This is a genomic window from Pontibacter coccineus (assembly GCF_030546575.1).
Taxonomy (GTDB): domain Bacteria; phylum Bacteroidota; class Bacteroidia; order Cytophagales; family Hymenobacteraceae; genus Pontibacter; species Pontibacter coccineus.
Window position 1 is genome coordinate 648,862 of record NZ_JAUOTN010000001.1, and the last position, 24,862, is coordinate 673,723.

26 protein-coding genes and 2 tRNA genes are annotated in these 24,862 nt (G+C 49.2%); 17 read left to right on the plus strand and 11 right to left on the minus strand.

What is annotated here, in order from left to right; all coding sequences use genetic code 11:
• The first annotated feature begins 92 nt into the window (after positions 1-92).
• The 4 genes from Q4E40_RS03000 to Q4E40_RS03015 all read left to right on the plus strand — a co-directional run bounded on the left by Q4E40_RS03000 (position 93) and on the right by Q4E40_RS03015 (position 2,180).
• Positions 93-461 carry a nuclear transport factor 2 family protein gene (locus tag Q4E40_RS03000; RefSeq protein ID WP_303409943.1) on the plus strand — a complete coding sequence of 123 codons (369 nt, stop codon included), beginning with the start codon at positions 93-95 and terminating at the stop codon, positions 459-461.
• Positions 462-496: 35 nt separating this feature from the next.
• Positions 497-1,126, plus strand: coding sequence for an HAD family hydrolase (locus tag Q4E40_RS03005; RefSeq protein WP_303409944.1), 630 nt, complete (start codon positions 497-499; stop codon positions 1,124-1,126).
• 9 nt (positions 1,127-1,135) lie between these two features.
• Positions 1,136-1,624, plus strand: a complete 489-nt coding sequence (locus tag Q4E40_RS03010) for a GNAT family N-acetyltransferase (protein WP_303409945.1) — start codon at positions 1,136-1,138, stop codon at positions 1,622-1,624.
• 94 nt (positions 1,625-1,718) lie between these two features.
• Positions 1,719-2,180 (plus strand): hypothetical protein, encoded by a 462-nt coding sequence (locus tag Q4E40_RS03015; RefSeq protein ID WP_303409946.1) that lies wholly within the window; start codon positions 1,719-1,721, stop codon positions 2,178-2,180.
• A 7-nt stretch (positions 2,181-2,187) separates the two neighbouring features.
• On the opposite strand, the gene Q4E40_RS03020 is transcribed toward Q4E40_RS03015, so the two are convergent.
• From Q4E40_RS03020 to Q4E40_RS03055, 8 genes are all read right to left on the minus strand, one after another.
• A complete protein-coding gene (locus Q4E40_RS03020) occupies positions 2,188-3,249 on the minus strand; it encodes a class I SAM-dependent methyltransferase (RefSeq protein WP_303409947.1) in 1,062 nt (353 codons plus the stop codon).
• A gap of 90 nt (positions 3,250-3,339) precedes the next feature.
• Positions 3,340-4,248: a helix-turn-helix domain-containing protein gene (locus Q4E40_RS03025; protein ID WP_303409948.1), complete on the minus strand. Its 909-nt coding sequence runs from the start codon at positions 4,246-4,248 to the stop codon at positions 3,340-3,342.
• A 499-nt stretch (positions 4,249-4,747) separates the two neighbouring features.
• Positions 4,748-6,667: a RecQ family ATP-dependent DNA helicase gene (locus Q4E40_RS03030; RefSeq protein WP_303409949.1), complete on the minus strand. Its 1,920-nt coding sequence runs from the start codon at positions 6,665-6,667 to the stop codon at positions 4,748-4,750.
• Positions 6,668-6,971: 304 nt separating this feature from the next.
• A complete protein-coding gene (locus Q4E40_RS03035) occupies positions 6,972-7,541 on the minus strand; it encodes a hypothetical protein (RefSeq protein ID WP_303409950.1) in 570 nt (189 codons plus the stop codon).
• A 208-nt stretch (positions 7,542-7,749) separates the two neighbouring features.
• A complete protein-coding gene (locus tag Q4E40_RS03040; protein ID WP_188500222.1) occupies positions 7,750-8,532 on the minus strand; it encodes a hypothetical protein in 783 nt (260 codons plus the stop codon).
• A 314-nt stretch (positions 8,533-8,846) separates the two neighbouring features.
• The gene (locus Q4E40_RS03045) at positions 8,847-9,512 is read right to left on the minus strand and encodes an ABC transporter ATP-binding protein (protein ID WP_303409951.1); all 666 of its coding nucleotides are present in this window, start codon (positions 9,510-9,512) and stop codon (positions 8,847-8,849) included.
• Between the two features lie 169 nt (positions 9,513-9,681).
• A complete protein-coding gene (locus tag Q4E40_RS03050; protein ID WP_303409952.1) occupies positions 9,682-10,383 on the minus strand; it encodes a PKD domain-containing protein in 702 nt (233 codons plus the stop codon).
• 357 nt (positions 10,384-10,740) lie between these two features.
• On the minus strand, positions 10,741-11,826 hold the full coding sequence (locus Q4E40_RS03055) for an AI-2E family transporter (RefSeq protein ID WP_303409953.1): 1,086 nt from the start codon (positions 11,824-11,826) through the stop codon (positions 10,741-10,743).
• Between the two features lie 226 nt (positions 11,827-12,052).
• Here Q4E40_RS03055 and sucC point away from each other — a divergent pair, with 226 nt between their 5' ends.
• A complete protein-coding gene (gene sucC / locus Q4E40_RS03060) occupies positions 12,053-13,255 on the plus strand; it encodes an ADP-forming succinate--CoA ligase subunit beta (protein WP_303409954.1) in 1,203 nt (400 codons plus the stop codon).
• A 53-nt stretch (positions 13,256-13,308) separates the two neighbouring features.
• Here the strand turns inward: sucC and Q4E40_RS03065 are convergent, their stop codons facing one another.
• Positions 13,309-13,725 carry an organic hydroperoxide resistance protein gene (locus Q4E40_RS03065; protein WP_303409955.1) on the minus strand — a complete coding sequence of 139 codons (417 nt, stop codon included), beginning with the start codon at positions 13,723-13,725 and terminating at the stop codon, positions 13,309-13,311.
• Between the two features lie 191 nt (positions 13,726-13,916).
• Here Q4E40_RS03065 and Q4E40_RS03070 point away from each other — a divergent pair.
• The 6 genes from Q4E40_RS03070 to Q4E40_RS03095 all read left to right on the plus strand — a co-directional run bounded on the left by Q4E40_RS03070 (position 13,917) and on the right by Q4E40_RS03095 (position 19,180).
• Positions 13,917-13,990: transfer RNA gene (locus tag Q4E40_RS03070), tRNA-Arg, on the plus strand.
• A 144-nt stretch (positions 13,991-14,134) separates the two neighbouring features.
• A complete protein-coding gene (locus tag Q4E40_RS03075) occupies positions 14,135-15,400 on the plus strand; it encodes an APC family permease (protein WP_303409957.1) in 1,266 nt (421 codons plus the stop codon).
• 114 nt (positions 15,401-15,514) lie between these two features.
• Positions 15,515-15,588, plus strand: a tRNA-Pro gene (locus tag Q4E40_RS03080).
• 207 nt (positions 15,589-15,795) lie between these two features.
• Complete coding sequence (locus tag Q4E40_RS03085; protein ID WP_303409959.1) at positions 15,796-16,101, plus strand: hypothetical protein; 306 nt, start codon at positions 15,796-15,798, stop codon at positions 16,099-16,101.
• A gap of 8 nt (positions 16,102-16,109) precedes the next feature.
• Positions 16,110-17,024 (plus strand): STM4504/CBY_0614 family protein, encoded by a 915-nt coding sequence (locus Q4E40_RS03090; protein ID WP_303409961.1) that lies wholly within the window; start codon positions 16,110-16,112, stop codon positions 17,022-17,024.
• Between the two features lie 38 nt (positions 17,025-17,062).
• On the plus strand, positions 17,063-19,180 hold the full coding sequence (locus Q4E40_RS03095) for a leucine-rich repeat domain-containing protein (RefSeq protein WP_303409962.1): 2,118 nt from the start codon (positions 17,063-17,065) through the stop codon (positions 19,178-19,180).
• Here Q4E40_RS03095 and Q4E40_RS03100 read toward each other — a convergent pair.
• Positions 19,143-19,418, minus strand: coding sequence for a hypothetical protein (locus tag Q4E40_RS03100; protein ID WP_303409963.1), 276 nt, complete (start codon positions 19,416-19,418; stop codon positions 19,143-19,145). The two genes, Q4E40_RS03095 and Q4E40_RS03100, sit on opposite strands and share 38 nt — an antisense overlap.
• A 158-nt stretch (positions 19,419-19,576) precedes the next feature.
• On the opposite strand from Q4E40_RS03100, the gene Q4E40_RS03105 reads away from it, so the two are divergent.
• Positions 19,577-19,879 (plus strand): hypothetical protein, encoded by a 303-nt coding sequence (locus Q4E40_RS03105; RefSeq protein WP_303409964.1) that lies wholly within the window; start codon positions 19,577-19,579, stop codon positions 19,877-19,879.
• Between the two features lie 123 nt (positions 19,880-20,002).
• On the opposite strand, the gene Q4E40_RS03110 is transcribed toward Q4E40_RS03105, so the two are convergent.
• Entirely contained in the window at positions 20,003-20,554 is a 552-nt protein-coding gene (locus tag Q4E40_RS03110; protein ID WP_303409965.1) for a DUF4136 domain-containing protein, read from the minus strand.
• 183 nt (positions 20,555-20,737) lie between these two features.
• Here Q4E40_RS03110 and Q4E40_RS03115 point away from each other — a divergent pair, with 183 nt between their 5' ends.
• The 5 genes from Q4E40_RS03115 to Q4E40_RS03135 are packed head-to-tail and all read left to right on the plus strand — an operon-like array spanning position 20,738 to position 24,817.
• Positions 20,738-21,610 carry an STAS domain-containing protein gene (locus tag Q4E40_RS03115; RefSeq protein WP_303409966.1) on the plus strand — a complete coding sequence of 291 codons (873 nt, stop codon included), beginning with the start codon at positions 20,738-20,740 and terminating at the stop codon, positions 21,608-21,610.
• 4 nt (positions 21,611-21,614) lie between these two features.
• Complete coding sequence (locus Q4E40_RS03120; protein WP_303409967.1) at positions 21,615-22,025, plus strand: STAS domain-containing protein; 411 nt, start codon at positions 21,615-21,617, stop codon at positions 22,023-22,025.
• Complete coding sequence (locus Q4E40_RS03125; RefSeq protein ID WP_303410148.1) at positions 22,018-22,422, plus strand: anti-sigma regulatory factor; 405 nt, start codon at positions 22,018-22,020, stop codon at positions 22,420-22,422. The genes Q4E40_RS03120 and Q4E40_RS03125 overlap by 8 nt, the downstream gene beginning before the upstream one ends.
• Positions 22,412-23,443, plus strand: a complete 1,032-nt coding sequence (locus Q4E40_RS03130) for an ATP-binding protein (protein WP_303409968.1) — start codon at positions 22,412-22,414, stop codon at positions 23,441-23,443. Before Q4E40_RS03125 ends, Q4E40_RS03130 begins: the two co-directional genes overlap by 11 nt.
• 3 nt (positions 23,444-23,446) lie before the next feature.
• Positions 23,447-24,817, plus strand: coding sequence for a sensor histidine kinase (locus tag Q4E40_RS03135; protein ID WP_303409969.1), 1,371 nt, complete (start codon positions 23,447-23,449; stop codon positions 24,815-24,817).
• The last annotated feature ends 45 nt before the right edge of the window (positions 24,818-24,862 follow it).

Consider the following 24,862-nt stretch of genomic DNA (forward strand, 5'->3'; position numbering starts at 1 on the left):
CGCAAGGTATATACCCGCAAAAATGCCTAATTTTGCGCATGATCAAATACCTGCTACCCCTTTTCCTACTTTTATTTAGCAGCAACTCCGCCATGAGCCAAAGCAAACCCGAAATCCCTGCCGTTGTTAAACCAGTGGAGTTGCAGCTGAAAGGCTACAACAACCGCGACATCGACCTGTTTGCCAGCGCCTTCAGCGACACCGTGAAGGTATACCGCCAGCCGGGCGTGCTCACCTACCAGGGTCGCAACGAATTGCACAAGCGCTACGGCGCCATGTTTGCCAGCACACCGGATCTGCACTGCGAAATCGTGAACCGCATTGTGGCAGGCGATGTGGTGATCGACCAGGAGAAAGTGCAGCGCAAAAAAGGCGAGCCGCGTACCGACGCCATCGCCGTGTACCGCGTAAAAGACGGGCTGATTGTGGAGGTGACGTTTATACCGCCCCACAACCAATAAGCTATACCTGCTATACCTTTACTTATACCTAGCTGATGACCAACAAGATAGATAGTATTATATTCGACCTGGACGGCACCCTGTGGGACGCCGCCGACACTGTGGCCAAAGCCTGGAGAGCTGCCCGGGAGAAAGTTAACTTTGAGATACAGGAGATCACTCCTGAAAAGGTCCGCTCCATTGCGGGCACCCAGCACAACCTGATCTTTGACAAGCTGTTCCCACAACTGGACCAGGCGCAACGCCAGGAACTGATGGAAGTGAGCGGCCAGGAAGAAATGGCCCACATCCGCAAGCACGGCGGCAACCTGTACGAAGGACTGGAAGAAACCCTGGAGTACCTGCACGGCAAGTACCCACTCTTTATTGTGAGCAATTGCCAGGACGGCTACATCGAGGCCTTTCTGGAGCGGCACGACCTGGGCAAATATTTCGGCGACTTCGAGTGCTCCGGCCGCACCGGCGACTCCAAAGACATCAACCTGAAAGCCATTGTGGAGCGTAATAACCTGCAGGCTCCGGTTTATGTGGGCGACACCCCCGGCGATCTGGAGGCGAGCCAGAAAGCGGGCGTGCCGTTTATACACGCCGGCTACGGCTACCGCGAGGTAAGCGAGTACGAGCACCGCCTCGAGCGCATCAGCGACCTGACCACACTTTTCTAACTTTCGGTTATGATCTTCGAAGCCCAGCCTGATGATATTGATGAGCTTTACGAGCTCTGGCGCCTGCTGCTTGACACGCAACAGTCCTATCACGTTGTGTTCAGGTATAAACCGGGCAGTGACCAGACCCTGAAGGCAGAGCTGCTCAACCGCATCAAGGACAAAAGTACGCGGGTGTTTGTGTACGAGGTTGATGAAGTTTGGGCGGGTATGCTGGTGGCCAGCCTGCGGCCCGGCTCAGCGGGCTTCAAGCTTTCTAACAAAGGCTACATTGGCGAGACGGTGGTACGGGAGCAATTTCGTGGCAAAGGGATCGGCAAAGAGCTGTTCGAAGCCGCCCGCAAGTGGCTGAGCGATCAGGGGGCTGACCACCTGGAACTGCAGGTGTCGGTGCACAACCCGAGGGGTACCCGCTTCTGGGAATCGCTGGGTTTTACCCCCTCTACACAACACATGGTACTGCCCCTGAAGGAGACGGGGAATTCGAAAAAAAACTAAGGTAAAAGCCTGAACAGAAGCTGCGGGGTTGCGTAACTCACTATGGGCAACGCTGCATGTTGCCATTCCCTAACAGCTTCTACTTACGCATACCATGGTTCTAACTTTACGCACCCTTGCGCCTCTTCTGGCGCTTTTGTTGCTGCTCACAAGCGGCTGCGACAAAGAAAACGAAGATGTATCGCCTCTCCCTGATCCGCCTATTTATAACAAGCAGGTCGCCTTCAGGATTTTCACAGAAACCGATTACAGCGAGGCCCGCTGGCAGGACTCAAAAGTGAATCTGCACCTCAAGCTGCGCCGCATCAGCACCAATTTGCCCAAAGAGCTCATCGTAATGGATACTACGTTCGGTTGGATGCCTTTCCAGGAACTCCCGCTCAAAGGCGCCCCCATGCAGCTGAATAAACAACTGAAGGAGGTGCACAAAGAACAGGATCGGCTCGTGCTGGATGTCACCAAAACTGTATCCATTAACGGGTACGAAACGGTATTCCGCTACGAGCAGACGCTGGACCACAGCAAGCAGCAGGAGACCGTTGAGGTGAAACTGTAGCTACGCTTTAAGGTCGCAGCTCGTATACCTTGTCGAACCAGGTTTCGGCTATTTTCCGGAAGACTGAGAAGCCTGCTGCCGTGGCTGCTTTTTGCAGCTCAGGCTCGTGACCGTCAATGCCGCGCTCTACCCGGTAGACGTGCTCTGCCACAGTAGGTATAACCCTGGTGGAACGCAGGCGCTGGTATTGCTCTTCGCTGACAATGCTGCTGTCTTTCGCTTCTGCCACCACCAGCACACCATCCGCTTTAAGCACCTTTCGGCATTCGGCCAGAAGGTCCTGCAGGCTGTCTCCCATGTGGTGCGCGCTCTCGATCAGGGTGATCAGGTCGTATTGATAGGCGAACACATGCTCATCTATCGCCAACTCGAAGTGTGCGTTGGGGATGTGCTTCTGTTTGGCCAGCAGGTTGGCCCGCTCCACAGAGGAGGCATACCTGTCGAAGCCGAGGAAGGTGGAGTTGGGAAAGACGCGTGCCATCACCAGCGTAGACGCTCCGTGGCGACCGTTGCCAAGATCTGCCACCAGTATGCCAGCCTCCAGTTTTTCGGCCAGACCCGCTATACCCGGAATCCAGCTGTGCAGCAGACTGGACAGGTACTCCTCACTGAAAAACCTTCCGGTTACATCTGCAGGAAGCAGGCTTCGTCCTCTTGCATAATTACTTGGCAGCGCATGCGTCAATTCCATCGGTTTGATCAGTTGGCTACCGTTTGCCTTCATAAAGCGGTTCCCTACATAGTAGGGGCTTGTGGGGTCCGTCATGGCGATGGCGTGCGCTTCAGGGAGGCAGAAAGTGTCAGCCTCACTCTCATGCACCAGGTAACCGTCTGCGGCCAGACTGTCGGCCCAGTGCTTCACCAGCCGGATGCTGGCGCCGGAGTTTCGGGCTATCTGGCCGACCGTCATGGGCCCGGCGTTGGCCATTGCTTTAAATAGCCCCAGTTGGCTGCCCAGGAAAGACATTCTCACCCGCTCGGCAGCACTCAGGTCGTCCAATACATGGTGGGCAAAATCTTCCACCCTTTCTGGTCGGCCTCTTTTTCGTTGAATTGTATTCTCTTTCATGGCGGTAGTGTTTAGTGTGGTAATAACAACCTAAAATTAAAACACTTACAGCATCATGTATTGTATAAATTTCGGAATAATTTGTGCAGACTAGAAGCTCTTTCTTATTTCCAGAGGTGTCTGGCCAGTCTTGCGCTTCATGAAGTGACTGAAATGGGATTGATCCTCAAAATGGAGCATGTAGGCAATCTCCGCCATGCTCATTTCTGTGTTGCTCAGCAGCAGGCGGGCCTCCTGCAGCAGCCGGTTGTGGATCATTTCGTGTGGGGGCTTACCGGTGGTGCTTTTCACGACATCGGACAGGTGCTTGGGCGTGATGTTGAGCAGGCTGGCATACTGCTGCACCTCGTGCATATCGCGGAAGTGCTCGCCTACCAGGTGCTTGTAGGCGCTTGTCAGTTGCACGGCGCGGGTCGCTTTCTCTTTTATGTAGACGGTATACCTGGCCTTGTAGCAATCACGGATGAGCAGCAGCAGGATGTGGATGTAGTCACGAAGCAGCTGTGTTCTTTCCCTCGAATGACCGCTGTTTACTTCCAGGATATTCTCAAAAGACCGCTGCACCAGGTTACTCTCGTTGGCCGTGAGGCTGATGACGTGCTCGGCTTCCAGATCGAAAAAAGGAAACTGTTCTGACAAGGCTCCCTGCAAAACCGGTTCCATAAACGCCGTTGTGAACTCGATGCAGAAGCCCTTGCAATCTTTAATATTGGCCGAAGCATACAGCACATTGGCCGGAACGATCACCAGGTCGTGCGGCAGGAGCCAGCGGTGTTTATCATCAAGCTGAATATCGTGCAGGCCGTCGAGCAGGAGGTAGATCAGATTAAAGTTTCTTCGCAAGGCCGGAATTCCCAGCTTTGGGTCAACATTTTGGTGCCTTTCCTCCATGCGTCCTGGCAGGATCTGAAGTCCCGGATCATGGGGCTGAGTATCGTGGTTTATTTTTCTTTCAAAGGCAGCAATTGTATCAAAGGTCAGTATCTCATTTCTGGACACAAAAATCCGGTTAAATTTCCCTACATACCCTCCTGCGCCAAATTCGCCCGTAATGCGAAGGATGCTTTCTCTGCAAGAAGTATGTTGATATCACTTGAGTTGGTTGCTCTCAAAACTTGCAGGGTTTCTCTCCTAGTTAGAACAACTTATCACTTAAAAAAGTATCAATTTTTAAGCATTTAATTTAAGTATACAGCCGGTTTTGGGTGAAGCTTACCAGCGCGTTGCTGTAGGGCAGCATACAGGAAGCGAACAAAACCTGCAGCGTGTAGCGGGATGAATACGATTGGATTAGAATATGATCAAAACAAGCTGGGCATATCTCTCCTCAAACATTGACTGCAGCCCTTTGACAGGCGGGAAAACAGATTAATGTAGAAAGGGTGCCATTGTTCGGGAAGGTGCTTTGGTTGATTCGCAACGAAGGTATAAGTATAGGTATAGGTATAGGTATAGGTATAGGTATAGGTATAGGGCTATACGCAAAAACACCGCTGAGCTATACCTGTTCTGCCGCCAGGTATAGCTTGCCGCTCTCGGCGTACTTCACGATGCCTGTGTCCACCAGTTCGCGCAATAGCTCGGTTACGGTCTCGGAATGTTTGGCCTCGAATTGCTGCACGAGCTCTTTCGGAAGCAGCTTTTGAGTCTGCACCGCCTCCAAAAGTTGCTGGCGTAAAGCCTGCTGCTCCTGCCCTTCCCGCTCCTTCTTGCGCTGCGCCAGGCAGTAGTCGCAGATGCGGCAGCTTTTGTCGCTGACTTCGGCAAAGTACTCCAGCAGCAGCTGGGTGCGGCAACGATCGGTGGTCTCGACATAATGCGCTATTTCTTTGGCCTGCTTCAGGGCACGGTCGCGCAGTTGGTCCAGCTTTTTGTGGTTGAGCGGCAGGTTGGCGGCATCCAGCCGTGGCGCTGTGAAGACCAGCTGCGGGGCGTCGTGCTGCGGCTCGTACACCAGCACCTGCAGCTTATGCAGGTACTCTAGTTTGCGGCGCACTTCCTGTTCCGGCTTCCTGAGCTGCTCGGCCAGTTTGCGTTCCGATATTTTTACGAAGCCCGTAAAGGCTTCGCCTCCATACATGCGCAGGATCAGGCGCAGCAAGGCATCGTGCTCCGCATTGGCCACCTGGAACTCGTAAAGCGTCATGTTGTCGAGGAGCAGGTATAGCCGCGACGGACTGTAATAAGCCTCGTTGAGCTGTACGTAGCCCTCCCCTTCCAGCCGCTTGATGGCGTGGTGGGTTTCGAGTGCAGACAGTTTGTAGTTCTTGGAAAAGGCCGCCAGATCAAAATCGAAACTGCCCATGAAACCGCTGCCAACCGCCATTTGGTAGTAGTTGGCCAGGCACTGGTACACCCGCCGGATCAGCTCCAGCGGCGGATGCGCCTCCTTTACTTTCTGCAGCAGGTCTTTGGTATCGCTGGGGCCGTAAAGCAGCGTGGCATAGGCATACTTTTCATCACGGCCGGCACGACCCGCCTCCTGGTAATAGGCCTCCAGACTCTCCGGCAGATCAAGGTGCACGACCAGCCGCACATCCGGTTTGTCGATGCCCATGCCGAAGGCGTTGGTTGCCACAATCACGCGTACCTTATCTTCGATCCAGGCCTGCTGTGTTTTGTTGCGCTCTTCAAACTTAAGTCCGGCATGGTAAGCTGCGGCAGGTATACGCCGGCTCTGCAGGAAACGGGCTATCTCGACGGTCTGCCGGCGGCTGCGCACATACACGATCGACTGCCCCGGCAGGCGTTGCAAAATCTCGAGCAGGCGGCCCACTTTGTCTTCGGTATAGAGGCAGGAATAAGAAAGATTAGCCCGGGCAAAGCTTTTGACAAAGACATTTTGCTTTTTGAAAGCCAGTTTCTCCTGAATATCGATGCGCACCTGCTCCGTGGCTGTGGCCGTAAGGGCCAGCACAGGTATAGCAGGAAGCGTTTCGCGCAGGGCGGCCAGCTCCAGGTAAGGCGGCCGGAAGTCGTAGCCCCATTGGGAGATACAGTGCGCCTCGTCCACAGCCAGCAAACTTATTTTCATGCGCTTCACCCGCTCCTGAAACAACTCGGTCTGCAAACGCTCCGGCGACAGGTATAGGAACTTGACGTTGCCATACACGCAGTTGTCCATCGCAATGTCGATCTCCCGACGGTTCATACCCGAGAAAATGGCCACGGCAGGTATACCGCGTTTTTTCAGCTGCTCCACCTGGTCCTTCATCAGCGCAATCAGCGGCGTAATTACCAGGCAGATTCCCTCCATGGCCATGGCCGGCACCTGGAAACAGATCGACTTACCCCCACCCGTCGGTAACAGGGCCAGCGTATCCTGCCCATCCAGCACAGAGCGGATAATATCCTCCTGCAAGGGCCGAAACTGGTCATAGCCCCAATAGGTGCGCAATATGTGGTGGATGTCTTGCAAGGAAGTTCGGGTTTGGGATAGCGAAGATAAAGTATAGAAGACAGAAGTCAGAATTTTTCGCCCCGTATACCTTCATTTCCATTGCAAGTGAGGAATCCTAAACTGGTGTTTGGGAAGAAGTCGAAAGCGCTGTAGTAAGTGCTAAACCTGTTTCCTATACCTGGCTAGAAGGAACCGGGGAGACCATCGTACACTGATACAACTCCCGGCGTAGCGATGACATGAGGATAATACGCAGGCTAAGGGGCATAAAAAAAGCCTCCCGGAGTTAGCTCCGGGAGGCTTTTTTGGTGTGGCAAATCAATTACAGGTTTATTGACACTCCCAGTGTACCAAAGCCGAATGCGCCGCGGCCACCTTCAAGGTAGACACCTACTGTCTCGTTGAACTTATACTTTACGCCCAGTACCGGTCCGATAAAAAAGTTTGTGGAGTTAGCATGCGAACCCTGAAAGTCGTCTTCTCCGGAAATAGTCCTGAATTCCAGTCCCACCAGCAACGTACCGTACAGGTCCAGCTTCTCTTCGCTGATACTCGCTCCCAAAGCTTCGTTTATAAGGGGGACAGCATGGTAAGTAGCTCTGGCACCTACTGAGGTAAAGTTCCATTTGTAGTCATAGCCATAGTGGCTGTACTTCCAGCTGGCATAACCCACGTAAGGGCCTACACTTATACTTTCGTGAATTCCTTTCTCGATAGAAGCAGTAACCGGGATAAATACACCTGAGCGGTTACCTGCAAATCCATAGCCATAGTAGCCCAGCGAAGTTCCTGCATGAATAAATAGATCGCCCTGTTCATAGGCCTTCTTCTGAGCGAACACACACTGCATCATCAGGAAGCAGGCAAAAGTTAAAAGTAATTTTGCTTTCATAAGATCTTAAAATTTACATGAATAATACCGACAAATATATAGGTAAATCTATATATTAAAAAAATGATTCCCTAGCAGCTTAGAATAACTTCCAGGTCAGTCTAAATGAAATTTATAGGATACCCCAAACCCGATACTATCAGGGTAGAAAAACAAAGCGGCCTGTCTCTAAGAGACAGGCCGCTAAACGTTGCTGTACTTGTAGTTTTTAGGCAGCAGCAGACTGACCATCTTCGCGGTCCTCGATCACCTTCTTCAGCTTCTCGATCGCCTGTGCGGCACGCTCTTCGTCAAAGCGGTTGATGTTGAGCAACATCTTGGTCTTTTCCTGGCGCGTGATCACCGGGTTGTTCAGCAGTCGGATGATTTCCTCTTTCTGCTTGGCCGATGCGTAGCGTATACCTGGCGTAGGTTCAGCGTCTGCGGCGGCGGCTTCAGCAGCAGCTGTGGCTGGCGCAGCCTTCATCGTGGCCTTCTTCTCAGTCGGCACGGCAGGCTTCGAAGTCTCGTTGCCCGCATAGTCCATCTCCTCTACCGGAGTTGGCTCGTAACCGGCCGCCCGAATAATCCAGGCCAGAATGTTGCGGTACGCCTTGCCAATGGCACGGGTCTGCGCCATGGAGGCAATCGCGAATTCCTGGTAGTACTTCTTGCCCTGCTCTTTGTTGGAGCAGATCGCAAAGCCGGCACCCACCACCTGCTGACTGCGCAGGTCGAGCAGATTCACCTTCGCCTGGTACTTGATCTCGTCGTCGGTGCTGATGTTTACCACATGCTCCACCACCGGCAAGATACCCAGACGGGAACCGGCATACTGCCAGCCTTCCACGTTCACGTACTCTTTACCTTGTATATTTTGATATAACCTGTTCTCTTTTATAAACTTAGCCAGGTCAACAGCTAAGTGAAGCGTCTCATCAGATTTCGCTATATCATAGCTCTCTACCTTCGGCTTCCTCTCCACTTTTGTCTCTTTATTCACTTGACTCATATCTAGTTAGTTTTCATGTTTTAGTACATATATCAAACATACCTGCTCCTGAAATGGTGCAAAAAAGCATAAAAAATATGCATTATAAACAACTGATTACCAGCCATTTATAAATTATTTTCAGGAAAATACATTTCCTCCTTCATTCGCCTCTTTTTTAGCACAAAAAAGCAAAGGGGGGATATATTGTACGTAAAAATTACAATTGAGATAAGCCTGTGAAATTCAGGACATAATTTCGGGGGAAGGCATACCGGAAAAGCCAGCTACAGGATAGCCAGGTATAGCGCGAACAGGACCGGGATAGGTATAGCTTAAGCTCTGACTTCCTGCACGATCAGGCCGTCTTTCATAACCAGCTTGCGGTCGGCCATGGTGGCCAGCTGCTCGTTGTGCGTTACGATCACGAAGGTCTGGTTGAATTCGTCGCGCAGCTTGAAGAAGATCTCGTGCAGTTCCTGGGCATTTTTGGAGTCGAGGTTACCGCTGGGCTCATCTGCGAAAATGATGCGCGGCGAGTTGATCAGTGCACGCGCTACGGCTGTGCGCTGCTGCTCTCCACCCGACATTTCGGAAGGCTTGTGGTGCATGCGGTGCCCTAGGTTGAGCATGCTCAGCAACTCGGCGGCCCGCTCTGTTACCTCAATTTCCGGGCGACCGGCCAGGAAGCCAGGCAGGCAGGCGTTCTCGAGGGCTGTGAACTCAGGCAGCAGGTTATGGAACTGAAAGATGAAGCCAATGTGCCGGTTACGGAAGCGCGCCAGTTCGGAGGCATTAAGGCGGGAGATGTTCTTGTCGTCAAACAGCACGTCGCCGGTATCGGCCGAGTCGAGCGTGCCCAGAATATGTAGCAGTGTGCTTTTGCCAGCGCCCGAGGCGCCAACAATGGAAACAACTTCGCCGGCATGGATGGTCAGGTCTATACCCTTGAGCACTTCCAGTGAACCGTATTTCTTGTGAACGTTAACTACTTGCAGCACGATCTGGCGGTAATGTGTTTGACAATGAATGATCTGTCAAAGCTACAAAACAAAAGGTATAAGTGAGGTACCTGCCGTCCGAAATTTAGCAGTACCCTCAGTTCAAAGCCAGACCAGCGGGCGCAGCGTTAGCTCCTGTTATAATGAAAATTCCTGGTGCTAGCCGTGCTTAGTTGCAATACTCGATTTTCAGGTCAGGGGTATCATCTTCCATATTCTGATTTGGGAAAATAACGAGTACGCCATTACCATAATCCCATGTGTGCAAACTATAACCAGAAGAATTACCCAGGTATACGACAGTTTCCCACTCATCAGAACCGTCTCTTTTAATGTAAATATTTTGAATCTGGCTGTTGGCTGGTAGGTTTGAGTAGAAGTTGAAAATATCGATCTCCATGATCCAGGAATAATTCCAGGAAAGATCTTTGAAGATAAATTCTTCTGGATTAGTGCAAGCCGGTTCTTCTGTGGGAGCAATAACTGTAACCGTTACCGTATCCTTTGCAGCCAGCTTATCTTCATCGGTCACTGTCAGTTCAAAGTCATAATTGCCAGGCTCAGTAAGTCCACTTGCATAAGCTTTGACATCAGAAAAATGCGGTTGTGTGATTTTGACAGCGGCAGGCCCTTCCATTAATCTCCACTGGTAGGAGATAATGTTAGAATCCGGATCTGTGCTGGCACTGCCGTTTAAAACGTAATCTTTATACGGACGATACAGGGTTGTATCATTTCCCGCACGTGCGATTGGGGCGATGGGTTGGGCTGAAAAGTCAGGGGAAACAGAATCTTCGTCTTTGTTACAGGCGATGCATAGTAGGAGGAGCGTAAATATTACGTTTCTGAACGAGTAGAAGTACTTTATCATGACCCTTTTTTGAAACTAGACTTTTATCATATACCTTTCATTTTTAAACGCAAATTATTGATTATCAGAATAATAAGCATTACATAGTTATCACTATAAGCTATACGAGGTCATTGTTTGGGTAGAACATTTAGCCTTTGCTTTTTTAGTCAAGCTACTGCAATCTCAGGTAAAGTCGCAAAATCTTATACCTAATAAAACTGGACCCGGGAGCTGGTTTTATGAGCAGGTGTAAAGACCCATGTCACCTTTCCCTTTTGAACATTATCTGTAGATCAGGGATCTGTTTGCCAAAGCCTTAAACCCACAAAGGCCACTTAACAATATAAGCCCCGTCAGCTGCAATTGCCTGAAAAATCAACTCTCTACCTCAGCACTTCCACTTGCCTGTACCGTGTCGCTTTCAGCCCCTCTCCCGCTTTCCAGCACGTCTTTTACATACAGTTCGTTAATTACCACAATCAGCACAGCCAGTATGGGGGCCGACATCAGCAAGCCCAATCCACCCTGCAGTATACCCAACAACACCTGAAAAAAGAGCAGCAAGGCGGGAGGCAGATCCACCGTTTTCTGGAAGATGATCGGCGTGATGATGTAAGTCTCCACCATTTGAATGCCCCCGTAGACAATGATGACCAACAGCGCCATATCGGGGCTTACCGTCAGTCCGATCAGCACGGCAGGTATACCAGCCAGCCAGGGACCAATGTTTGGTATAAAGGCCAGAAAAAAGGAGATCAGGCCCAATGCGAGCGCCAGGGGCAGGCCGATGATCATGTACGCAATGGCCGTGCTGACACCAATGATCGCCATGGCTGACAGCATCCCCAGCAGCCACATTTTCAAGGTATAGTAGCAGGCATGCAGCACTTCCAGCATGCGGGTGCGCCGGCGTTCGGGGAACAGCTTCACGAAGCCGTGGGTATAGAGCGTCGGGTTTGCCGCAAAAAAGAGCGCCGTGATCACCACAATGAAAAAATCGGCCAGAACGCTGAGCGTAGAGGAAAAAGCACCCGAAAGGCGCTGCAGGATCTCCCTTTGCTCGGGCATCATGCGCTTGTAGTCTTCAGGCAGCTCCTCTACCAGCCGTTGGCCCCAGTTGTACTGACTCAGCCATTCTTTCAGACTGTTGAAGGCCTGCGGAATCTTTTCGCGCATCTGGTCGCCCTGTTCATAAATAGTAGGTGCCACCAGCAAAAAAGAACCTATCAGCAGGCCAAAGACCAGCAGCGTTACCAGCAGTAAAGCCAGCCAGCGCTTCAGGCCCAGATGCCGCACCACCCAGTCGGTGAGTCCGCAAAACAGCACCGCCATGAGGATGCCGGCAAAAACCAACAGAAAAAAGTAAGCTGCCGCAGCCAGCAGGTAAAACCCAGAGGCAATCAGCAGCACGATGAAAGCGGCCAGCGTCACACGTTTGGCAAATGAGCTTTTTGAGGCCATAGTCCGCTTTTTTATAAGTTCAGTTATAACGTACGTATTACGTACACTTACTGCAATCGATGTTTTACAGTTACTTTCCCTGCACGCTGGTGAGCGAATGCCCGATCTGAGAAGAAACACTGGCCATGGCAGACGGCAGGCAGCGATTCGCCAATATTTTAAAAACCTATTTCTTGAATTTAAGCCGATAAAGGCTTACTTTCGTGCGTCCAATAAAACTGAAAGCATGAACATACACGAATATCAGGCTAAAGAGATTCTGAAAAGCTACGGCGTTCGCATACAGGAAGGCATCGTGGCGGAAACGCCAGACCAGGCTGTAAAAGCGGCTATGAAACTGACCGAAGAAACCGGCACAGGCTGGCACGTGATCAAAGCGCAAATTCATGCGGGTGGCCGTGGTAAAGGCGGTGGCGTGAAGCTGGCCAAAAACCTGGATCAGGTGAAGCAGATCGCCAACGACATCCTGGGCATGACACTGGTAACGCACCAGACTGGTCCTGAAGGCAAACTGGTACAGAAAGTACTCGTGGCGCAGGACGTATACTACCCTGGCGAATCCGATCCGAAGGAGTACTACCTGAGCATCCTGCTGGACCGCGCCAAAGGCCGCAACGTGATCATGGCATCTACTGAAGGTGGTATGGACATCGAAGAAGTAGCTGAGAAAACGCCTGAGAAGATCATCAAAGAGTGGATCGATCCGGCTGTAGGGCTGCGTCCGTTCCAGGCGAACAAAATAGCTTTTGCATTCGGACTGCAGGGCGAGGCTTTCAAAGAGATGGTGAAGTTTATCTCCAACCTTTACAGAGCCTATGTGGAGACTGACTCTTCTATGTTCGAGATCAACCCGGTTCTGAAGACTTCTGACAACAAAATTCTGGCAGTAGACGCCAAAGTGGACCTGGACGACAACGCCCTGTTCCGTCACAAAAACCTGGCTGCCCTGCGCGATACTTCGGAAGAAGATCCGTTGGAAGTAGAGGCGAGCGCATCTAACCTGAACTACGTGAAGCTGGACGGCAACGTAGGTTGTATGGTAAACGGTGCAGGTCTTGCCATGGCTACCATGGACATCATCAAGCTTTCTGGCGGTGAGCCTGCTAACTTCCTGGACGTAGGGGGTGGGGCAAACGCACAGACGGTTGAAGCTGGTTTCCGCATCATCCTGAAAGACCCGAACGTGAAGGCGATTCTGATCAACATCTTCGGCGGTATCGTTCGTTGCGACCGTGTTGCCAATGGTGTGGTAGAGGCTTACAAGAACATCGGTGACATCAAGGTGCCGATCATCGTTCGTCTGCAGGGAACAAACGCCGAAGAAGGCGCCCGCATCATCGACGAGTCTGGCCTGAAGGTATACTCTGCCGTAGCGCTGAAAGAAGCTGCTGAGAAGGTAGAGCAGGTATTGGCTGAAGTAGGAGCTTAATTCCACAACATATAAAACAGAAAGGGCTGCCAAAACTGGCAGCCCTTTCTGTTTTATACTACTTCCAGCTCCACATTGATATTGCCCCGCGTACCGATGGAGTAAGGACATACCTCATGCGCTTCATTCACCAGCTGCTCTGCTTTTTCTTTGTCGAGTCCCTGCAGGTGCACCTCCAGCTTCACGCCCAACCCGTATTTTCCGTCTTCAGACTTAAGCAGATCCACATGCGCCTTTACAGTAGACTCCGGGTTTAACCGGATATGTTGCTTACCCGCAACCAGCAGTAGCGCACTCTGAAAGCAGGCCGCATACCCTGCCGCAAACAGTTGCTCAGGGTTAGACTTCCCCTTCTCCCCTCCCAACCCCTCTGGCAACGAGAGCGGCATATCAATTACACCATCTGACGACACAACATGACCTCTGCGGCCCCCTGTGGCAGTAACCTCTGCCGTATACACTGTTTCCATAGCTTTCTGATTTCGTTTGCTTGATTTGAAATATTATTTATTAACTCTCAAATTCTTCTTATTGTTTTAGGTATGAAGCGATTAAGAGTGTATTCCACTGTTATACCTGCCCGCTCTACCTTTCTGCATTATAATTATCGCTTCTAAAATTTCCTTTTTAGCGCATTGTTTCTATTTTTGCAACACGGTAAGCACCCGTAGTTCAATTGGATAGAATATCGGATTTCGGCTCCGAGGGTTAGGGGTTCGAATCCTCTCGGGTGCACATCAAGAAGCCTTACAGCAATGTAGGGCTTTTTTTATGCCCTGCGCCACGCAATTTTCCACTCCACTGCCTGACTTGCCGGTATTTCTATATCTTTGAATGATGACTCCAAACTGCCGGATGTCCTCAAAACTATAGACAAAAATGGAGAGACCGAATACGCAGCAACACGAACTGCTCCGTGTACTTACTTTAAAAGATGCGGTGGGCGTTGGCCTGGGCGCCATTATCGGGGCAGGTATATTCGTCGTGACCGGGGTGGCGGCAGGTTTGGCCGGTCCGGCGTTTCTGATCGGGTTGCTCTTCGCAGGTATGATCGCGGCCTTCAATGCGCTTTCGTCCGCACAGCTGGCTGCCGTATACCCGCACTCCGGAGGCACTTATGAGTATGGTTACCGGCTGCTCAACCCCACGCTCGGTTTCTCGGCCGGCTGGATGTTCCTGATCAGCAAACTATCCGCAGCGGGTGTTGTCGCCATTGGTTTTGGCAGTTACTTCTACCAGCTTATACCTGTCTTTTCTCCCTTGATCCTTTCGGTACTGGCCGTTCTTTTGCTGACGATGGCCAACTATTTCGGTATCAAAAAAGCCGGGATGCTCAATCTCGTTATTGTTTCAGTGACGCTTATTTCGCTGCTATACCTGGTGTTCAGCGGTATACCTGCCGTCAAACAGGAAAACTTTCAGCCTTTTGCCCCCTTTGGCGTGGCAGGTATAGCGGAGGCGGCAGCCTTGCTGTTTTTCGCTTTCACGGGGTACGCCCGCATTGCCACGCTGGCCGAGGAAGTCCGCGAGCCCCACAAAACCATTCCACGTGCAGTTATCATCACCATCGTTTCAGCTATTGTGCTGTATGCAGCCGTTTCACTGGTAGCGGTTGGCGTGATCGGCACAGAGCGGATGGCCGACAGCAGATCGCCTTTGCAGGTGGTGGCAGCTGCGCTGAGCACGCCCGCCATCCAGACAGTGATCACGATTGGTGCGTCGACGGCGATGCTTGGGGTGCTCCTGAGCCAGATTTTGGGGATTAGCCGGATGATGCTGGCCATGGGAAGACGGCACGATCTGCCGCCTGTGTTTGAGCAGGTGCACCGCCGCTTCAGGGTCCCTCATGTAGGCATCCTCCTTACGGGTGCAATCATTCTGCTGCTGGTCCTGGCGGGTTCCTTCGAATTTATCCTGCGTTCTGCTTCCTTCACGATTCTGCTCTACTATAGCATTACCAACATCGCTGCTTTAAAGCAACCCAATTCGGAGCAGATCTACGGCAAGCTTATACCGGTGCTGGGCCTTGTCGGCTGTCTGGCCATGTCGGTGTCACTGCCGCTTCAGGTAATTCTTTCCGGGCTTGGTCTGCTGGCGGTCGGGTTTGTGCTGCGGTTGCTGTTTCATAAGGTATATGACAAATAAGCTACTCCGAACCCGTTAAGCTAACCGGGCATTATACCTGTAAATAATTTAAGGTATAGATGCGGGCCTGGTCTTGCTATGAAACAACGTTTTTGCTATGTTGCAGAAAATTATCGGGGTGTAGCGTAGCCTGGTATCGCGCCAGCATGGGGTGCTGGAGGTCGTGGGTTCGAATCCCGCCACTCCGACAAAAAAGGGCCTTTACAGCATGTAGAGGCCTTTTTTTATGCAATTAGTTATTCCAATTTCTATAAAGCAATAACATTTTTGTCATCATCCTTTTCCACAAAACTTATAGGAGTAACATAATTGCGCTACATTTATTCTAAATTTCATATATTGTAAAAGTATACTGCATTAGCGTTATGATTATTTTATTAAAACAATAAACACGGATGGGTTTTGCCAATCTTTACAAAAGAGATTCAATCGAGAGCCGGTACCTGGTGAAGATTGCGCAGATATTAGAATTGCCTTACAGCTACTTTTTGGATGAGGACGCGGAGCTATCGCAGAGTACCAGCGGCAGCAATATCCAGCAGGCTTCCAAAGTGGGTCAGAACCACCAGAGCATTAATGTGGGCATGAGCGCAGCCGATTGCGTGCAGAAGCTGGAGGCTTGCCAGCGGGAGAATGCTTTGCTGGAAGAGGCAGTTAAGGATAAGGATATGATTATAGAACTGATGCAAGGCAGAAGGTAGGGAGGCGAATGGCAACTTACAATTTATACTCAACTAGAAACAGATTAACACCCGATGTCTATTCTTATGACTCGTTGCCTAATAAATTAAAGATCCAAGTCATACGGATCTGGAGAAAAATGCATTCTCAAGAATTTGAATACTATTATGGTGATGAATTGGCAGGCAGTTGGTGGGCAATTCACGAAATACTCTGTGATGAGTATGGAACGCACAAGTTGATGTCAAACTTCTATGGCAGCAGCAAGCAAGCTGAAATTGAATCTTTTCTTCAAGATATATCTACAAGTATTGAGCAATGTTTAGATGTTATCGAATTAGTATTTAATTCTATTGCAGCTATAGACCATAAGCTCATCTACGGTCAACACAGGTACCTCCCAGATGAGGCTATTGACGATTTAAATACTAGATTTTTAGAAAATGGAGTTGGTTATGAATTCCGTGATGGTGAAATCATACGCATAGACAACACGCTGCTCCACCGTGAAATCATAATTCCAACCCTACATTTTTTATCCGCATCGGAATTCAAAAACGCCGATGAGGAATATTTGAGTGCTCATGAGCATTTCAGACATGGTCGTACAAAAGAGTGCTTAGTGGACTGCCTCAAGGCAATGGAAAGTACTATCAAAATTATCTGCGACCTGAATGGATGGCCATACAAACAAACAGATAATATTAGCAAGCTTATTTCTACTATAATCGAGCATAATCTAATACCAGATTTTCTACTACAGCACTTCTCTTCTCTTAGATCTACTTTAGAAAGTGGCGTGCCAACTATTCGCAATAAGATGGGCGGCCACGGTGCAGGCACCCAAGTATTAGATGTTCCAATGCATTACGCCAGCTATATGTTATACCTGACGGGCGCCACTATAAATTTCTTGGTCTCTTGCTACCAGGAGCGGAAATAATATTCACTTATAAAATCTCTATATTGTTTACCCTCAACATGGAAGCAAAAGAAGAAAAGTATTTAGACCACCACTTTTCAGGACACTTAGTGCCTGTTGAATTTGATGGATATTCTTACAAGGTAAGTGTTTACACAGATAGTGGAACATCGCTCTTCAAGGAATTAACATCAATCACAAGGCCAGCCATAATCAATAGTGGGAAGCACCATAATTTTGAAGCTACTTTAGCTAATGACACTTTTGCAAAAGCTAAAACCAGGTTAGCGTTCTCATTTTTCGAACAAGGGGAGGAATATATTGAGTCTATAACAACTACCAGTATAGAAAACTCTGATAGTGATTTAACGGATTACGAAATACAGCTCCGAATACTAGAGGGACTTAGAAATATGCGAAAAAGTTTCCCTCAAATTTATCAATATCACAGATTCTCTACCTTAGGCATCCGTAAAATTTTAGGCATCTCTGAACGTCAATATCAATACAATATTGAATTACTAGATGAAGACGCTTTTATTTTTTCTGAAAATACCAGAGAGTGTAATATTGCTAATGGGGGATTTTATATCTCAAGTATTGGGGTTCGGCATCTAGAACATGAACTCACAAATGCTAATTCTGATATTCCTGAAGATTATGATGCAAAATTAGGTGACGAAGAGATACTCCAAACCTTTACCGAGGAGGATGTACTAGAGATGGTTGTCAATTTCAAGAAAGAAGTGAGTGGCCATAGATTATTTTTTGATTACGCTAAAATAGAATCATTCCCAAATGAGCTTTTTCAACTAGAGAAATTAGAAGAAATTATCTTTTATGGATGCGAAACAACAGATATACCAATAGAAATATCTAATCTTCCTAACTTAAAAAAGCTAATCATTATAGAAAGCCAGATAAGAAATTTGGTAGAAATTATACCTTATCTGAATAAGCTTGAAGTTCTGCACTTAGAAGAATTAGATTTAGAAACTATACCACATCAAATTGGAGATTTCAAGAATTTAGAACATTTAGGTTTTTCTGGGAATAAATTAACTGTGCTTCCAAATACTTTTAAGAATTTATCAAGTTTAGTGACTTTAAATTTGGAAAATAATTTATTTGAAAGCTTCCCAGAAATTGTTTTTGAACTTAAAAACCTCTACTTATTAAATTTACAGAATAATCAGTTAACAGATATTCCAGTAGATATTGCTAAGCTCAAAAACTTAGCAACTCTGAATCTTAAGAACAATCAGATAAAATCACTGCCTGAATCGATTTCTTCTTTAAGAAAGATTAACACTCTAGATATTACAGATAATCCATTATCAGAAATGCCTGAACTGGCTAAAATGAGCCTTGTCGAAATTTTCTATTATCTAGATAAGCAGCATGCAGATAAGTCTTATGTTACTCATTGGGAAGTACCCAATTCTTTAAAAATATCATTCCAGCAGTACCTTAATTTTTTCACAGAATTTGTTTATCGCTTGACTGGTGAGGATATAGCTTTCGAAGTTACTAAAACTGAAAATGGGTTGAAGATAACAGCTCAGCCAACCGATAAGCTCAGTATTGATGAAGTAGACGCTTATTTGCAGATGTACATGAAGCAGGACGTTGATATACGACCAGATTCCGGGGCTGATAACTATAAAATATTTGAAATCAGACGCATGCTGCAAGACTGGAAATCTGAAAAACAGAACCTCGACAATAAGGTAGAAAGGCAGTTAGAAACAATTCAGTATTTGTCGAAGTCAAACGAAGAGAAGGAGAAGCAGATAAAGCAGCTATATCTTAACATCAGCTACTTTCAAGATCATTCTTCTCATTTAATTAAACTAATATCCGATTCAACAAACTCTCATTCTTTGAGCCAAAAGTTTTTATATCAATATGTAGAAAAAGATAGTAGTAAGGGAAATTTTGACGATCAGCTGGTCCGGCTCAATCAATTCATGGAGATGATTGAGTCGGACATGAGCCTGAGTAATGAGCAAAGGATTCAGGCAAATTTGGCTCTTGCATCAATGGTTGAAGAGTTAAAGAATAATGAGCCTAATAAGAAGACATTCACTAAAGCACTTGAAGCCACTAAAAAAGTGACTACTATCACTACTCAGCTTGTTAAGCTTTGGAAAGACATTTCAGGTGATACAGAATAGCTTCTGCTTGGCTCAACGCCTGAAGGCATTGATCATACTTTTCTTTCGCTATAAATAGTTTCTCACATACCATATGCCCCTGCACTTTTATTTGTTGAGAAAGAACTTCTCCATATTCGTGTTGTAAGCGTTTGTTCCTTGGGAAGAGCTCTTCGGATTTAAGATAATCTTCAGGTCTTGGAGCAGGCAGCTGTTTAAGAAGCTCAATAATTTCTTGTTTGTCTTTTTCTGTAAACATAAGTTTTCCGAATTGTTCATGTACACCTCTGACAATAATACGATCATAGCATGTACATTAAAAAGACAGTAATTATAATAAGACTTTATGCTGCAATGAAAGTCTAAACATTATTATCTCTAAATACCGTTGAGTCTTTCTCAACCTAACCCTTAGAGATGAAGACTTACGATACTGAAATTAAACTAATTGCCCAAAATGTTGAGAGAAACCTCCAAGTAGTAAATATTAGCTGCTCCCTTTGCCATAACCAAATAGAATATCTCAGAAGTGAGACCGCTTTGATCAAGCGTGTACTGATGGAAAACAGGCAAATTTTAAAAGATATAATGCGAGTTCTAGAGCGCCATGGTGAAAAGCATAAACTTCTTGCGTCAGTTACTGCGTCACTTGACCTTGCGTTAGTATTTGCGTCAGTAGCATACAAAAACCTCGAAATTTTAGCTCAAACCAACATTTAACCAACGCTTCTGAGGCAATTTTACATAAAGTGATTTGGTGGTATTTGCGTTCGAATCCCGCCAATCCGACTAAAAAGACCTTGCAGCAAGCTGCAAGGTCTTTTTGTTAAATCTAATACCTCCTCACGACGGCATCTCCTCCACCAGCTGCGCTATACCTTTCTCTATTTGTTCACGCAGCTTTTCGGGTTTGTCAGAGATGATGCGCTCTGCCGTGCCTTGCCACATCAACTCGTTCTGCACAGGGTCTACCAGGTGCACCGACACCGTGCCTACGTTATAGCGTCCTACTTCCACTTCTTTGCTCTGCCAGGTATAACGGCGCTGCCCGATGTAGCGGGGCGGATCCGTTATGATGTTGGTCTCCCTCGTCTGCACCTTCCTGTCCACGACGATGCCCAGGTTGATCAGCAGATCCGCTTCATCTACAGACGGGGCCTGCTTCAGACCGCGGCGCTCCAATTGACGGGCAAGCTCCTGCTTAACAAAACGCACATGCTCCTCATAATCAGGACCCATCTCCTCCACGTCCGTATCCACCTCCATGAAGGCAAACTGCCGGTAGGTTGCCAGCGTAAAGCCCGGCGCGGGCTCAGACTGAATGCTCGTAGCAGGACTGCAGGCAGACAGGAGCAAGAGCAACAGCAAAGCAGTACTAAACAACAGATTTCTCATTTCGGAAAGTGCTTGAGTGTTCAAAAAAATATATCTGTATACGTAAGCAGTAATCCTTGAAGTATATCTCTATTGCAATTATTATACCTAACTTAGCACCTATCCTACGTCAGGATCCTTTCTTCGATGGAAAATTTACGCATCGTCTAAACCATACGTCCATAAGCTACGTTTTGCCCTACCATGAACACAACAGCACAAGTACTAGAAAAAAACAGAGAGCGCATCCTCGAAAAGTGGATGCAAAATCAGTTGTCCGATGCCTCACTCCGTGACGATCTGATGACGAATGATGAATTGCAGCGTCAGTCAAGAGAAATGCTCGACGGCCTGCTCCGAGCTGTAGCCAAAGGCAATTACGACAACATCTATGACACCGAGTTTGAGCAGGTAACCGATACACTCCGCGACATCTCCATCACCAGAGCAAGGCAAGGATTCAGCCCGCGCGAAACCGGCGCCTATGTGCTGAGCCTGAAGCAGTCGGTGATTGAGGTACTGGTAGAGCAACGCCAGGATGACACAAGCACGCTCTACAAGGAGATCATGCAGCTCAACAACCTGCTCGACAACCTGAGCATCCTCACTTTCGAAACTTTCATCAAAGGTCGTGAAGAAGTTATCCTGCGTCAGACCGATGAGATCAGCGAGATATCTACGCCCGTGATCCGGGTTTGGGATGGCATACTTGCCCTGCCCATCATCGGTACGCTGGACAGTGCCCGTACGCAGGTTGTGATGGAAAACCTGCTGCAGGAGATCGTGAACACAGGCAGTAACATCGCTATCCTGGACATATCAGGCGTACCTGCCGTGGACTCACTGGTAGCTCAGCACCTGATCAAAACCGTAAGCGCCACCCGCCTGATGGGTGCCGAGTGTATTATCAGTGGCATCCGTGCCGAGATTGCGCAGACCATCGTACACCTGGGCATCGACCTGTCCAATATCAAAACCAAGGCCAGCCTGGCCAGTGCACTGCATCTTGCCTTCAGCATGACCAACCTGGAGGTACGCCGCACAGAGCGAAGCAAGGCACCAAAACTAACGCGCTAGTACGATGGAAAGGATACCGATTTTAAAGATGGGGCCCTTCCTGCTGGTTACCATTCAGATAGACCTCTACGACAGGCTGGCTCTGACGCTTGAGAACGACCTGATCAACATGGTAAGCCAGACCGGGGCGCGGGGCGTATTGATTGATATTTCCACGGTAAGCATCGTCGATTCATTTATGGGCCGCATTTTAGGCAACATCGCCTCTATGTCGCGCATTATGGATGCCGAAACCGTAGTAGTAGGAATGCAGCCCGCCGTGGCTATTACGCTTGTGGAGCTTGGCCTGACCCTGCAAGGTGTATACACTGCCCTGAATGTAGAAAAGGGCATGGAATTACTTAACACTAAACTAGGCGATAACCTGGAACTAGACGACGAAGAGGAGGAAGACCAGGATGATCGTAATGACTAAAGACACGATGGAAATCGTGCGCGAACAGGATGTGGTACCCTTCCGCAACCGTGTGCGCGAATTTTGCACCCGCATCGGGATGAGCCTGGTGAACCAGACCAAGCTGATTACGGCGGCGAGCGAACTGGTGCGAAACATGCTCAAGTACGCCACCGGGGGCAAGGTAATACTCGAAGTGATCAGCCTAAACGCCAAAACCGGCATAAGGCTGACCTTCAAGGATGAAGGCCCAGGTATAGCGGATGTCACGTTGGCCATGCGCGATGGCTTCTCTACCGGCAGAAGCCTTGGTCTTGGTCTGCCCGGCGCCAAACGGCTCGTGAACGAATTCGACCTCAAAAGCAATCCGGGAGAAGGCACCACCGTTACAGTCATCCACTGGAAAAATGGACGTTAATCAACACCACCGCTTCGCAGTACCCGACCGCAGCTACGCCAGCCTCACCAAGAAAGACATTACCCGCCTGGCCGAGAGCTTTGCCTTGTCAGAGGGAGCTGTGGGCAAAGTCAACATTATTGTGTCGGAGATGCTCACCAACCTGGAGAAGCACACGACGCAGGGCGGCGAACTACTGGTGAAAGCCATCGGTAAGCCTATCAGAGGTATTGAAATCATCAGCCTCGATAACGGCCCCGGCATGACCGATCCCGATCGCATGCTGGAGGATGGTGTGTCAACTTTTGGCTCAGCGGGTGAAGGCCTCGGGGCAATCAGGCGGCAGTCGGATGTGTTCGATCTTTATTCACATCCCCAGGTAGGCACGGTCATCGTGACCCAGGTATACAAGTCGGCTAAGTCTATACCTTCAGCACGTCGCTATGAAATTGGCAGCGTTATGGTACCCAAGCCAAAAGAGGTAGACTGTGGCGACGGGTATGCCATTATTCACCACGATCGGGGCGCTTACCTGCTGGCCCTGGATGGGCTCGGGCATGGCACCTATGCGATGGAGGCCGCGCAGCTTGCTGTTAAAACCTTCTGCGAAAACCCCATACCTGATCCGGCTTTGTCGCTGCAGGCCATCCACAACGGCATCCGCCGCACCCGGGGCGCAGTAGGCTTTGCCGCCAGCATCGACATCACTCTGAATAAATTCAGTTACTGCGGTATTGGCAACATTGCCGGCAAGCTTTTCTCGATGGAAGGTTCGCTGGGCAATATGCCGTATAAGAATGTGATCTCTTACAATGGCATACTCGGCCATAACGTACCGGGCACTTTCAACAACCAAAGCCTGGATTGGAACCGCAACAAGCTGCTCATTGTGCATAGCGATGGTTTGAAATCGCGCTGGGACCTGAGCCGCTATCCCAATCTGCAACGCCACCTCCCCACTACCATCGCGGCGGTACTTTACAAAGACCACAGTCGCCAGACAGATGACACGCTCGTACTTGTATGTAAAGCCAAACCGTAGCCCATGCCAAAGAATCTTCTCAAGATAAACATTGCCAATGAGCTGGATGTGGTGCTGGCCTACAGGCGGGCCATGCAGCTGTCTGAAAAAACAGGTATGGCGCAGGCGAACCAAACCAAGTTTGCCACGGCCGTTTCAGAGATCTGCCGCAATGTGGTGGAGCATGTAGGCAATGGCACTATTCAGTTTGGCATTGTACAGGAGAGCGGCCACAACTACCTGGAGGCCAGGGTATCGGACCGCGGGCGTGGCATCGGCAACCTCGATCAGATCTATGACCGGGCCAGGTATGCCAGCAGCGCCACAGCGCGTGGCATGGGCATTGTCAACTCCCGCAAGCTCGTCGATTTCTTTGAGATCAAGACCGAAAACGAGCAGGGCACGGCCGTAACCCTCCGCAAGCGCATACCTACGCAGTCGCCGGTCATTACCAAGAGCCTGAAGGAGATCTGGCTGCAGGAGTTTAACGACGAGGAAGGTATATCGCCGTACGCGGAGATCAAAAAACAGAACATGCAGCAGCTCGAACTGCTCGAGAAGCTGCGGCTGCGCAACCTGGAGGCCGAGCAGCAACTGCAGGAAATCAGGAGGCTGAACCTGCAACTCCAGCAATCCAACTCCGAGATACAAACGCTCTCCGAAGAGCGCGAGCGCCGCAACCTGGAGCTCCAGAAAGTGAACGCCGACCTGGATGCCTTTGCCCATACTGTTTCGCACGATCTGCGCTCCCCCCTGCAAAACATCGGCGGCATCATCAACTTTCTGGAAAACAGCCTGCAAAACGGGAATAGCGACGACGCAGCTACCCTCCTGCCGATGCTGCGGGAGCAGGCCAGCAAGATGGACAAACTGATAACAGGTATACTGGCCTACTCGCTAGCCGGTCACCACAGCCTGCACCGCCAGATCGTATCCGTTCGGGTCGTGCTGCAAAAAGTACTGGAGTCACTCTTTATACCGGCGTCTTTCAAAATCATACTGCCGGATGACATGCCGACCCTCTATACCCAGGAGATCTACTTTTACCAAATTTTCAGCAACCTGCTCGGCAACGCGGTTAAGTACCACGACAGACCCGAAGAGGCCGTGATTGAAGTAGAGTATAGCTTTCAGTCCGGTTTTATCTTCTTTGAAGTGCAGGACAACGGCCCAGGTATAGCCCCCGAAGACCAGGAGCAGATCTTTAGCAAATATGAGGCGCTGGGCCACAACCTGACACGTTCCGACAGCTCGGGTCTGGGCCTTGCCATCATAAAACGCATACTCGAGGAAAAGCGGGGTGATGTTTGGGTGGAGTCTGCAGGGCGTGGCGCTCGTTTTGTGTTTTCGTGGCCGGCCAGCGAAGTGGTAACCGAATCGGAGGATTCTGAATAAACAACAAAGCCTGTATACCTTGCGGCGTACAGGCTTTGTTGTGAT

Bases quoted from the DNA above. Each gene is read 5' to 3' on its own strand.
- Q4E40_RS03000 (WP_303409943.1), top strand. From the start codon at position 93: ATGAGCCAAAGCAAACCCGAAATCCCTGCCGTTGTTAAACCAGTGGAG.
- Q4E40_RS03005 (WP_303409944.1), top strand. From the start codon at position 497: ATGACCAACAAGATAGATAGTATTATATTCGACCTGGACGGCACCCTG.
- Q4E40_RS03010 (WP_303409945.1), top strand. From the start codon at position 1,136: ATGATCTTCGAAGCCCAGCCTGATGATATTGATGAGCTTTACGAGCTC.
- Q4E40_RS03015 (WP_303409946.1), top strand. From the start codon at position 1,719: ATGGTTCTAACTTTACGCACCCTTGCGCCTCTTCTGGCGCTTTTGTTG.
- Q4E40_RS03020 (WP_303409947.1), bottom strand. From the start codon at position 3,249: ATGAAAGAGAATACAATTCAACGAAAAAGAGGCCGACCAGAAAGGGTG.
- Q4E40_RS03035 (WP_303409950.1), bottom strand. From the start codon at position 7,541: ATGAAAGCAAAATTACTTTTAACTTTTGCCTGCTTCCTGATGATGCAG.
- Q4E40_RS03040 (WP_188500222.1), bottom strand. From the start codon at position 8,532: ATGAGTCAAGTGAATAAAGAGACAAAAGTGGAGAGGAAGCCGAAGGTA.
- Q4E40_RS03050 (WP_303409952.1), bottom strand. From the start codon at position 10,383: ATGATAAAGTACTTCTACTCGTTCAGAAACGTAATATTTACGCTCCTC.
- Q4E40_RS03055 (WP_303409953.1), bottom strand. From the start codon at position 11,826: ATGGCCTCAAAAAGCTCATTTGCCAAACGTGTGACGCTGGCCGCTTTC.
- sucC (WP_303409954.1), top strand. From the start codon at position 12,053: ATGAACATACACGAATATCAGGCTAAAGAGATTCTGAAAAGCTACGGC.
- Q4E40_RS03065 (WP_303409955.1), bottom strand. From the start codon at position 13,725: ATGGAAACAGTGTATACGGCAGAGGTTACTGCCACAGGGGGCCGCAGA.
- Q4E40_RS03075 (WP_303409957.1), top strand. From the start codon at position 14,135: ATGGAGAGACCGAATACGCAGCAACACGAACTGCTCCGTGTACTTACT.
- Q4E40_RS03085 (WP_303409959.1), top strand. From the start codon at position 15,796: ATGGGTTTTGCCAATCTTTACAAAAGAGATTCAATCGAGAGCCGGTAC.
- Q4E40_RS03090 (WP_303409961.1), top strand. From the start codon at position 16,110: ATGGCAACTTACAATTTATACTCAACTAGAAACAGATTAACACCCGAT.
- Q4E40_RS03095 (WP_303409962.1), top strand. From the start codon at position 17,063: ATGGAAGCAAAAGAAGAAAAGTATTTAGACCACCACTTTTCAGGACAC.
- Q4E40_RS03100 (WP_303409963.1), bottom strand. From the start codon at position 19,418: ATGTTTACAGAAAAAGACAAACAAGAAATTATTGAGCTTCTTAAACAG.
- Q4E40_RS03105 (WP_303409964.1), top strand. From the start codon at position 19,577: ATGAAGACTTACGATACTGAAATTAAACTAATTGCCCAAAATGTTGAG.
- Q4E40_RS03110 (WP_303409965.1), bottom strand. From the start codon at position 20,554: ATGAGAAATCTGTTGTTTAGTACTGCTTTGCTGTTGCTCTTGCTCCTG.
- Q4E40_RS03115 (WP_303409966.1), top strand. From the start codon at position 20,738: ATGAACACAACAGCACAAGTACTAGAAAAAAACAGAGAGCGCATCCTC.
- Q4E40_RS03120 (WP_303409967.1), top strand. From the start codon at position 21,615: ATGGAAAGGATACCGATTTTAAAGATGGGGCCCTTCCTGCTGGTTACC.
- Q4E40_RS03125 (WP_303410148.1), top strand. From the start codon at position 22,018: ATGACTAAAGACACGATGGAAATCGTGCGCGAACAGGATGTGGTACCC.
- Q4E40_RS03130 (WP_303409968.1), top strand. From the start codon at position 22,412: ATGGACGTTAATCAACACCACCGCTTCGCAGTACCCGACCGCAGCTAC.
- Q4E40_RS03135 (WP_303409969.1), top strand. From the start codon at position 23,447: ATGCCAAAGAATCTTCTCAAGATAAACATTGCCAATGAGCTGGATGTG.